The 10,921-nt window shown below is 30.2% G+C and carries 10 protein-coding genes and 2 pseudogenes; all 12 read left to right on the forward strand.

Features of this window, described 5'->3' with window-relative positions; translation table 11 throughout:
- Nucleotides 1–103: 103 nt before the first annotated feature.
- A complete protein-coding gene (locus FYJ26_RS10540; RefSeq protein ID WP_326831263.1) occupies nucleotides 104–844 on the forward strand; it encodes a BRO family protein in 741 nt (246 codons plus the stop codon).
- Complete coding sequence (locus tag FYJ26_RS10545; protein WP_154542184.1) at nucleotides 837–2,633, forward strand: VirD4-like conjugal transfer protein, CD1115 family; 1,797 nt, start codon at nucleotides 837–839, stop codon at nucleotides 2,631–2,633. Before FYJ26_RS10540 ends, FYJ26_RS10545 begins: the two co-directional genes overlap by 8 nt.
- 18 nt (nucleotides 2,634–2,651) lie before the next feature.
- The gene (locus FYJ26_RS10550; protein WP_154542186.1) at nucleotides 2,652–2,927 is read left to right on the forward strand and encodes a hypothetical protein; all 276 of its coding nucleotides are present in this window, start codon (nucleotides 2,652–2,654) and stop codon (nucleotides 2,925–2,927) included.
- Nucleotides 2,928–2,995: 68 nt separating this feature from the next.
- A pseudogene (locus tag FYJ26_RS10555) lies at nucleotides 2,996–3,301 on the forward strand (VirD4-like conjugal transfer protein, CD1115 family); the annotation flags it as partial.
- A gap of 680 nt (nucleotides 3,302–3,981) precedes the next feature.
- Nucleotides 3,982–4,662 carry a hypothetical protein gene (locus FYJ26_RS10560; protein WP_154542188.1) on the forward strand — a complete coding sequence of 227 codons (681 nt, stop codon included), beginning with the start codon at nucleotides 3,982–3,984 and terminating at the stop codon, nucleotides 4,660–4,662.
- A gap of 198 nt (nucleotides 4,663–4,860) precedes the next feature.
- Complete coding sequence (locus FYJ26_RS10565; protein ID WP_154542190.1) at nucleotides 4,861–5,172, forward strand: single-stranded DNA-binding protein; 312 nt, start codon at nucleotides 4,861–4,863, stop codon at nucleotides 5,170–5,172.
- 1 nt (nucleotide 5,173) lies between these two features.
- The gene (locus tag FYJ26_RS10570; RefSeq protein WP_012797151.1) at nucleotides 5,174–5,389 is read left to right on the forward strand and encodes a Maff2 family mobile element protein; all 216 of its coding nucleotides are present in this window, start codon (nucleotides 5,174–5,176) and stop codon (nucleotides 5,387–5,389) included.
- Between the two features lie 10 nt (nucleotides 5,390–5,399).
- On the forward strand, nucleotides 5,400–6,263 hold the full coding sequence (locus FYJ26_RS10575) for a VirB6/TrbL-like conjugal transfer protein, CD1112 family (RefSeq protein ID WP_000466918.1): 864 nt from the start codon (nucleotides 5,400–5,402) through the stop codon (nucleotides 6,261–6,263).
- 9 nt (nucleotides 6,264–6,272) lie between these two features.
- On the forward strand, nucleotides 6,273–6,563 hold the full coding sequence (locus FYJ26_RS10580) for a hypothetical protein (protein WP_047211601.1): 291 nt from the start codon (nucleotides 6,273–6,275) through the stop codon (nucleotides 6,561–6,563).
- A gap of 1 nt (nucleotide 6,564) precedes the next feature.
- Entirely contained in the window at nucleotides 6,565–6,975 is a 411-nt protein-coding gene (locus tag FYJ26_RS10585) for a PrgI family protein (RefSeq protein ID WP_154542192.1), read from the forward strand.
- On the forward strand, nucleotides 6,866–9,289 hold the full coding sequence (locus FYJ26_RS10590) for a VirB4-like conjugal transfer ATPase, CD1110 family (RefSeq protein WP_154542194.1): 2,424 nt from the start codon (nucleotides 6,866–6,868) through the stop codon (nucleotides 9,287–9,289). The genes FYJ26_RS10585 and FYJ26_RS10590 overlap by 110 nt, the downstream gene beginning before the upstream one ends.
- Nucleotides 9,290–9,296: 7 nt before the next feature.
- Nucleotides 9,297–10,796 (forward strand): annotated as a pseudogene (locus tag FYJ26_RS10595) (hypothetical protein); the annotation flags it as partial.
- Between the last annotated feature and the right edge of the window lie 125 nt (nucleotides 10,797–10,921).

Below are 10,921 nucleotides of genomic sequence, written 5' to 3' on the forward strand. Positions count from 1 at the left end.
CAATTAACATTTTTGCTATTTTACTTCTTCTTGTTTCCGGTCTTTTTCTTGGCATAAAAATTCCTCCTGGTTAGTTTTTCTTTACCCTAATCAGGAGGTTTCTATACACAAAACTTTACACAGTCTCACATTTGAAAATAAGAATTTTGGGAAACTCACTGTTATAGAAAAAGACGGTGAGTTTTTCTTTATAGCAAATGAAGTAGCAACTATGCTAGGATATGTCAATCCAAGAAAAGCTATTTATGACCATGTGGATGAGGAGGATAAGGGTGTAACGAAATGGAACACCCCTGGAGGAATACAGAATATTTCAATAATTAACGAATCAGGATTGTATTCACTTATCCTCTCATCAAAACTACCACAAGCAAAAATATTCAAAGCTTGGGTAACTAGAGAAGTTTTACCAAGTATTAGAAAAAACGGAGGATATATAGTAGGGCAAGAAAAGAAAACTAATGAAGAGCTACTTGCAGATGCAATTTTAGTAGCCAATAGAATTATTGCCGAAAGAGAAGAAGAGATTGAAGTATTAAGACCAAAGGCAGACTATTATGACAAATTAGTAGATTATAACCTACTTACAAATTTTAGAAATACTGCCAAAGAGTTAGGAATACCACAAAATCAGTTTATAAGCTTTTTAATGGATAAGGGATTAATTTATAGAGATAAGAAAAAGAAACTCTTACCTTATGCAGATAAGAATAAGGGATATTTTGAAGTAAAAGAATGGGTTGATCAACTAGGTACACTTGTAGGAATACAAACATTTATAACACCAAAGGGAAGACACTACCTAATAATTTTATTAGATAGTGAAGGTTTCTACGATGAATAAGATATTAGAATCTATTCTTTCTGATATTAAAAACTTAATTAAAATAGACAACCCAAAGAAATTTATATTAGCAAACATTCCTTATATATCCTTTTTTTACATTGGAAATATTTTTTCTAAGCACATAAACTCTTATGTTGGAGGAGATATTATTGATAGAATAATGGTGGGAATTTCTGATATAGGAACTTTATCCTATATACCAAGCCTTAATCCAAGGGACTTGTTAGTAGGTATTTCAGTTGTTGGTCTTGTTAAGCTAATTGTTTATAGTAAAGGTAAAAATAAAAAGAAATATAGGCAAGGTAAAGAATATGGATCTGCAAGATGGGGAGAAAGCAAGGATATTGCTCCATATATAGACCCTAAGTTTGAAAACAATGTTCTCATAACTAATACCGAAAGACTAACAATGAATTCAAGACCTAAAAATCCTAAATATGCCAGAAATAAAAATGTATTAGTAATAGGTGGTTCTGGATCAGGTAAAACAAGATTTTATGTAAAGCCAAACCTAATGCAAATGCACTCTTCCTATGTAGTAACAGACCCTAAAGGCACGCTTGTGTTAGAGTGTGGAAAAATGCTTTATGAAAATGGATATGACATAAAGATTTTAAACACAATAAACTTTAAAAAATCTATGAAATACAATCCCTTTGCATATTTGAGAAGTGAAAAAGATATTTTAAAGCTTGTCCAAACTATAATTGCCAACACCAAGGGAGATGGGGAAAAGGCGGGAGAAGATTTCTGGGTAAAGGCTGAAAAGTTATATTACACTGCCCTTATCGGTTATATATATTATGAAGCACCAGAAGAAGAAAAGAACTTTAAGACACTTTTGGATATGATTGACGCAAGTGAAGTCAGAGAAGATGATGAAACCTATATGAATCCAATTGATAGGCTTTTTGAGGCTCTTGAAAAGAAAGACCCAAGTCATTTTGCAGTTAAGCAATATAAGAAATACAAGTTGGCAGCAGGAAAAACTGCAAAGTCAATTTTAATATCTTGTGGAGCAAGACTTGCACCTTTTGATATAAGAGAGCTTAGAGAACTAATGAGTGAAGATGAATTAGAACTCGATAAAATTGGAGATAGGAAAACTGCTCTATTCGTAATAATATCAGATACTGACGATACATTTAATTTTGTAGTTTCAATAATGTATTCCCAATTATTTAATCTACTATGTGATAAGGCAGATGATGTGTATGGTGGAAGACTTCCAGTTCATGTTAGGTGTCTACTTGATGAGTTTGCAAATATTGGATTAATTCCTAAATTTGAGAAACTAATAGCGACAATTCGTTCAAGAGAAATATCAGCAAGCATAATTCTGCAAGCACAATCTCAATTAAAAGCAATTTACAAAGACCATGCAGATACAATAGTTGGTAACTGTGACTCAACACTCTTTCTAGGAGGAAAAGAAAAAACAACAGTAAAAGAGTTATCAGAAACCTTAGGAAAAGAAACCATAGACCTATATAACACGTCAGAAACAAGATCAAATCAAAAATCTTTTGGTCTAAATTACCAAAAGACTGGTAAGGAACTTATGAGTCAAGATGAAATAACTGTAATGGATGGTGGTAAGTGTATATACCAGCTAAGGGGAGTAAGACCTTTCTTATCAGATAAGTTTGACATTACAAAGCATAAGAATTACAAGTTATTGGAAGATTATGATAAGAAAAACTTGTTTGATGTAGAAGAGTATTTAACAAATAGAGATAAGGTAAAGTTAAAATCAAGTTATAAAATAAATAGGTTAAATATTTGAGTTTATGGAGAAAGCAAAATGTGTGAAAATAGAAAATCATTTTTAATTATATTAAATATAAATGGTGAGCAGTTTATTTTAGAAAGTGATACAGAACTCACAATTGATGAGAAAAATTATATTGAAGCAATATGTGAGACAATGTACGATGTAAGTAATGAATGGTATGAAGATATATACGATATGTCCCCATATGATATAGCTGAGCTATTTGAAAAAACTGTAAAGGACGAAGTAGGAATAACTGTTACATTTAAAGCGATAGACCTTGAAGTATCTATTTTAGAACACTAGAAATAAGGTATTAATAGGCGATAGAAATTAAAAATTCTCAAGGTAAATATCAGCAAGCACAATCTTAATTAAAAGCAATCTATAAAGACCATGTAGATACAATAGTTGGTAACTGTGATTCCACACTCTTTCTAAGGGGAAAAGAAACCATAGACCTATACAACACATCAGAAACAAGATCCAATCAAAACTCCTATCGTTTAAACTATCAAAAGTCAGGCAAAGACTTGATGAGTCAAGATGAAAAAACAGTAATGGATGGTGGAAAATGTATATTACAATTAAGAGGAGTAAGGCCTTTCTTGTCTTATAAATTTGATATTACAAAGCATAAGAATTATAAGTTGTTGGAAGATTTAGAAGAAAATTTGTTTTATTAAAAAGATCTAATAAGTATATATGATTAAAAAATTATATCGTTTAAATATTAAAGAAATACAAAGAAAAAATTCACAAAAGTTAGCAGAATTAAATGTCTACTTATGATAAATTATGATTATAGAAAATCGTCTTACTATAAATTGAAATATTACTTAATCGGGGGAAGAAATGTATTATAAGAATTTATGAAAATAAGTTGTAATATATAATACCTATATTAAAGCGTTAATAGTTACTAGCTATTCTAAATTAAAGAAATAAAGTTTTATTAAAGAACGATATATAATAATATGTTATGTGTTTGCGTGAAAGAATCCAATTAGTTTCCCATATCGAAATAAAAGTTATATTAAAAAGTAGAATAAGTTGAGAAAATAGAATAGAATTAAACATATAATCAGATAATTTAAGTGGAACTAGCTAGAGATTATCAATTATTTACAGATGCCTATTCTTATAAGACGCTAGAGAGACTAAAAGAACTAATAACATAAATTATATATAATATATGAAATAGTATACAAAAAGCTATTTAAACCTCAGATGATAAACTGATCAGATGAGTTAGCAAAACAGCCACTTGATAAGTATATAAATTTATTGATGCAAATACAGAATTATATTTGAGTCATTTATAACTAAGATAAGGAAAGGATAAAGGTGTAATCGTAATATGAATACTATATTATTAGAATCAAAACAGATAAATTTAGAAATATGGTTGCCTATATTGATATCTTTGATAACTCTTATATATACAATTTTAAACAATAATAAACTAAATAAGAGAACTAAAAAAAATGAAGAATCGAATAAATTAAATGAACAGTGGAAAAAAGATTTTGAAATTTATAAAGAAGAAATTAGACAAAAAGATATGATCAATACTAAGTTATTAACAGAAATAAGAACTAGAGCTTCAATCGTTCCGTATTTCAATATTGTATTAAATGATAACAGAATTAAAAGAGACAAAGATAGTTTAATACTAGAAGTCGGTCTTATTAACATTGGTAAAGAAAGTGCAACAAATATTCAATTAGATCCATTATATCCTGAGAAAAAATTGGAGGGTTATTTTATAGGTAAAGCATATCCCGGTAAGCAATATCATATTTATGAATATTTAAGTCAATATTATGCGATGGCAACAGAAGAAGTTACATTTAAGATTGTATTAAATTTACCTAAAGGTAAAGAAATGAGCGATTTTTTAAATTTTAGAATTAAATATGAGGATTTAATAGGTAACACTTATCAGCAGGAATTTAGATTTGGATTTTATATGATCAATGATTCTTTGGGATATAGTCAAGATAACAGTTCGTATATCCCTACTACAAAGGAAAAATAGAATTGAAGAGATAACTATGTTCGGGCGATAGAAATTAAAAAAACTCTATCGTCTTTTTTTATACTCAAAATTAGGAGGTTAAGTTGATAAGGATAAGAAGTCCCACTTAAAGCAATTTAATATATAAGACATTTAGCGATTGAAATATAAGTTCAGTCGCTTTTTTAATTGAAATTTTAGATTAAGGAGAAGAAATCAATGGATAGAGAAATGATAAATATTAATGCAAATTTAGTTAAGGAAGCTGAATTTTCAGAATTTGAAAAGGATGGAGAAAATGTTCAAGTAGCAAATTTTGCTCTTGTGAAAAAATATGGAAAGGGCAAAGAATATACAAATTGCTCAGTATATGGAGAAAAGGTAGAAATTGTAAAAGATTTTGAAAAAGGAGATCTAATCCATGTCTTTGGATATTTCAAAGAAAATAAAAAAGGAGATAAGGTCTACAAGAATTTTATAGTTAAATCACTAAACAAAATAGAAAATAAGAAAGTAAACGAGGAGGAATAATATGGAATTTTTTACAGCTGGAGTTGGAGTTTTAAAGACACTTGTAACTGCAATTGGTGCAGGTTTAGGAGCATGGGGAGTTATTAACTTAATGGAAGGTTACGGTAATGATAACCCTGGTGCTAAATCTCAAGGTATTAAGCAGCTTATGGCTGGTGGGGGAATTGTACTAATCGGTATTAAATTAATTCCACTACTTGCAAATGTTTTAAATTAGGAGAAAGTCTATGTTTGGTATCTTTGACAAGCTAACTGAATTTTTTAAGGATATGCTACTCGGAGGTATCAAAGCAAATCTTGAGTCCATGTTCTTAGATATAAATGACAAGGTTGGAGTTATTGCAACTGATGTTGGCAAGACACCAATGGGTTGGAATGGAGAAGTATATAACTTTATAAAAAACATTAATGATAATGTAATTGTTCCAATAGCAGGTCTTATCATAACAGCAGTTTTATGTATTGAACTCATAAATATGGTTATGCAAAAGAATAATATGCACGATACAGATACTTTTGAGTTTTTTAAATATATTATAAAGATGTTTATAGCAGTCTACCTTGCAAGCCATGCCTTTGAATTTTCAATGGCAGTCTTTGATGTGGCACAAAATCTTGTAAACAAAGCGGCAGGGGTAATCACTACTTCTGCCACTGTTTCAGGAGATCAGATAGTTGCAATGGTTGATACATTAAAAGAAAAAGAAATAGGTGAGCTTTTAATGATATTAGTTGAAACAAGCCTAGTGAGGATTGCAATTCAATGTATATCTTTAACTATTACCTTAATAGTATATGGGCGTATGTTTGAAATATATGTCTACTCATCAGTATCATCCATACCATTTGCTACTATGGGAAATAAAGAATGGGGTCAGATTGGAACAAATTATATCAAGGGACTTTTTGCCTTGGGACTACAAGGTTTGTTTTTGATGATATGTTTAGGTATCTACACCGTTTTAATAAGAACGGTACAGGTTACAGATATTCACGCAAGCTTGTTTAGTATATTAGGATATGCTCTACTACTTGGACTTATGATGTTTAAGAGTGGAACAGTTGCGAAAAGTATTATGAATACGCACTAGGAGGAATAAATGTTAAAAAAGAAAAATTGTGCTTTATTGGGACTTGGAATTTTATTGGGAGGAACTTATGAGATCTTAAAAGAGAAAAAAAGAAATGAAGAGATTAGAAACTTAAAGAAAAGAATAAATAGACTTGGAAGATGTCATAATGAATTTGTTATGTATCAAGGAGAATACAATGACAGAAATGAAGAAAAACAAGAAGAATTAGAAGAAAGAATTAGCTACCTAGAAGAGGAAACAACATCTAATTATGACCATATACTTGAACTTTCCAAAGAAGAAGTAGAGGGAGATTAAAATGGCGTATGTACCAATACCAAAAGATTTGGACAAGATTAAAACAAAGGTTGCCTTTAACTTAACTAAAAGACAACTTATAGGTTTTTCTGTGGCAGGACTAATTGGCATACCAACCTATTTATTTATGAAGAAATATCTACCTAATGATGTTTCAATTATTGTAATGCTAATAGTAACCCTGCCAATCTTTTTTATAACCTTATATGAAAAAGACACCTTAACTTTTGAAAAATATTTTAGATTTTTCTATCTTCATAAGTTTTATCAACCAACTAAGAGAATAAGAAAGGAGGCATACCTTGAAGCAAAGAAAAAAGCAAATCAGCGACTTAAATCTAAGGGAACAACAATTAAAAAAAGACCGAAAGGAAGTAAGAAGGCTAAAAACAAAGAAAGATTCAACAAATAGTCTTCTAAGTGTACTTTTAAAGAAAGAGAAGAAGAGATTTACTGTTGAGGATACTATTCCATATATAAGAATGTTACCAGAGGGCATATGCCAGTTAGATGAAAAAAATTATTCAAAGACAATTTCATTTCAAGATATAAATTACCAGTTGGCATTGGAAGAAGATAGAGATTTAATCTTTAACCAATTTGCCAACTTTTTAAATTCTTTTGATCCAAGTGTCCACATTGAACTTTCATATGTAAATCAATTAGGAAGAAATAAAGACCTACAAGATGCAATTAAAATTGCTGATAAGGGAGACTTCTATGACGATGTAAGAAAAGAGTTTAGGGAGATGTTAAAGCTTCAACTTGCAAAGGGCAATAACGGACTTAAAAAGATGAAGTATATAACCTTTACGACAGAAGCTGATAACCTAGAGCAAGCAAGAGCAAAGCTAAATAGACTTGAAGTAGATATTTTATCCAACTTTAAATCTATGGGAGTAAGAGCAGAGAGTCTTGATGGCGAAGAAAGACTAAGACTTGTTCATGATATGTTAAATCCAGACAAGAACTTTAATTTTTCATATAAAGATTTGAAGAAGAAAGAGTCTACAAAATCACATATAACTCCCAATATCTTTAATTTTGCACCGGCAAATAATTTTAAATTTGGGAAATTCATTGGAGCAGTAAGTCATTTTCAAATACTTGCAAGTGAGTTATCAGACAGAATGTTATCTGAGTTTTTAGATATTGATGATAATATTTATGTAGCTTTTCATATAGATGTAGTTGAACAAGCAGAAGCTATTAAACTCATTAAAAGAAAAAACACAGACCTAGACAGAATGAAAATTGAAGAACAAAAAAAAGCAGTTCGTGCTGGATATGATATGGATATTATTCCATCAGATATAAATACCTTTGGTGCGGATGTTAAGTCCATGTTATCTGACTTACAAAATAGAGATGAAAGGCTCTTTGTAGTTACCATTGTAATGATGAATTTTGCTAGAACTAATCAAAAATTAGAAAACACTATTGCTCAAATCTCATCAATTGCTAACAGACATAATTGTCAGGTAAAAAGATTATCTCACCAACAAGAGCAAGGACTTGTTTCTGTCTTACCTTTGGGAGTTAATCAAGTCGAGATAAAAAGATTTTTAACTTCATCATCAACGGCAGTATTTATGCCTTTTACAACCGAAGAGCTATTTATTGATTCAGCAAATTCTTTGTACTATGGATTAAATGCCCTTAGCCAAAACTTGATTATGGCAGATAGGAAGAAACTAAAGAACCCTAACGGACTAATATTAGGAACACCAGGTTCTGGTAAATCTTTCTCAGCAAAGAGAGAGATGGCAAATGCAATTCTTGTCACAGATGATGATGTAATTATTTGTGATCCTGAAGGCGAGTATTCAAACCTTGTAAAACAATTTAATGGAGAAGTTATTAAAGTTTCGGCAAAATCAAAGGACTACCTAAATCCATTAGATATTAATATGAACTATGGAGATGGGGACGCACCTTTAAAAGATAAGGCAAACTTCATAATGTCTATGCTTGAACTTGTAGTAGGAGGATCTGGTCTTACTGCTGCAGAAAAATCTGTTATAGATAGGTGCTTACCAAAGATATATCAAAAATATTTTGAAGATCCAAAACCAGAAAATATGCCTATATTAGGAGATTTATACGATATGCTCCTATCTCAAGAAGAGGGTGTTGGTAGGAAACTCGCAACAGAAATGGAAATTTATGTTAAGGGAAGTCTTAATGTATTTAATAATAGGTCAAATGTTGATCTAAATAGGCAATTGCTCTGCTTTGATATAAAAGAGCTAGGAACACAACTTAAAAAAATAGGTATGCTTGTAATTCAAGACCAAGTTTGGAACAAGGTTTCCCTTAATAGAGGAAGCAAGTCTACAAGATACTATATAGATGAGTTCCACCTTTTATTAAAAGACCCACAAACTGCTTCATATTCAGTAGAAATCTGGAAAAGATTTAGAAAATGGGGTGGTATTCCAACAGGTATAACTCAAAACGTAAAAGACCTTTTAACAAGTCAGGAAATTGAAAATATCTTTGATAATACAGACTTTGTTCTAATGTTAAATCAAGCATCTGGGGATAGAGATATTCTTGCTAAGAAATTAAAAATATCGCCTTATCAGTTAAACTATATTACTAATTCAAACGCAGGTGAGGGACTATTATTCTTTGGAAATACTATTGTTCCATTTATTGATAAATTCCCTAAAGATACCATGCTATATAAGCTAATGACAACAAAACCAGAAGAAGCTAAGTAGGTGTGATATGGTTAAAAAACTAAAAAAAGATTTTCAAAAGAAAATTATACGAAATAGGGACGCTCCTGAAAAGAATGTAGATAGTAAACTTGTTCATTCAGATGATTATACCAATAAGATTATTAAGAATAAGGATAGGTTCGGAGATAAAATTTCAGAAAAAGAATCTAAACTAATTCATGAGAATGTATTATCCAAAGATCAAAAACAAGATAAACTAAAAGATTTTCAGAAGGCTAAAAACAAGGAAAGAATTAGAAAAGAAGTTTTAGATAATAAGGATAAGGCTAACGAAGTTAAACAGACTAATCTTGAAATAAGGACAGATGAAAGCTTTAAACTTGATGAAGACTTAGATGTAGACTTCAAAAAGGTGAATTTTGATAGTGAAAATAGTAGAAATATTAATTTTAATAAAAAAACAACAGATGATATTTCAGCTAAGGCTCAACCAATAAGCAATAAGAAGGCATCAAGTAAAAGACAAGTTCTCAAAAATTACGAGGATAAACTTATCCATAGTAAGGATAAATTCCAAGACAAAATTAACGAGAGAGAGTCTAAGCGAATCCAAACAATCGAAGATAAACCTATCGAAGCAAAGAAAAGCAAGAGAATATATAGAAAAGATAAGCTTGTTAGAGATGAAGTAAGTAAGAGCGAAAGTAATGCTAATATCGATAAAAAGCAAAAGCAGAAACTTTATCAAGAAAAGAAGTTTAGAGATAAGGAAAAAATTTCTAATGAAATAGATAAAGAAAGTAAGCTAAGCCAAGTTGATACAGATAAGACTTTTGATAATTCTGAGCTTAAAGACAATAATCAAGAATTTATAAAGGATGAAAAAGAAACAAACCTTAAACCTTTAGAACAAAAGAAAGTTAATAAAAAGAAGACCTACTACAAGAGAAAAAATTATGAAAGTGATAAATTTACTCGCAAGAAAATCGATGACTTAAAAAATGAATCTAAGAAAGTTACAACGAAAGATTCTAAGAAAGCACAAGATGTTAAAGACTTTATCTCAGATAAAAAGATTGGAGAGCTTGAAAAGTCTAAAAGCAAGCTAAAAGATAATATCTTAAAGAATAAAACTAAAGGAAGTCTATCTTCTGGGGTTTTATTATCTGGAGCTAAGTCTTCAGAGTTAGTGAGAGATTATTTAAGTTCAGGATCTGACAATACTGGTGTAGAATCTGGAGAAAAGGCCGCTAATGTAAGCTCTAAACTCCAGCATGGAATAAGGAAGTATAAGTTAGATAAAAAGAAAAAGTCCTTAAAAAAGCTATCTAAACTTGATAAAAAAATAAGAAAGAGAAAAAGCAAGCTGGAGTTTAAAAGTGGCTTGGAAGATTTACAAAAGTCAGATGCCTATATAAAGAAAAATAGATTTAAGAAGTTTTACCAAAGAAAGCAAATGAAAAGCATGATAGCTAAAAAGCACGAAACAAGACTTGTAGATAGAGTAAAAAAAGCTATTTTAAGTTTAGGTAAGGCTTCTAAAGAGGGTCTGTAAATAGTTTTGTGTATCAACCTAAATCCTGATCAATGGGTAAGGGTTGATACAATTTTTTATGTATCAATATCTGTCCATTCCTATAGGAATGGAGCTTATCTTAATTTTATACGAAC

The organism is Anaerococcus porci (assembly GCF_009696575.1).
In the GTDB taxonomy this organism is placed as follows: domain Bacteria; phylum Bacillota; class Clostridia; order Tissierellales; family Peptoniphilaceae; genus Anaerococcus; species Anaerococcus porci.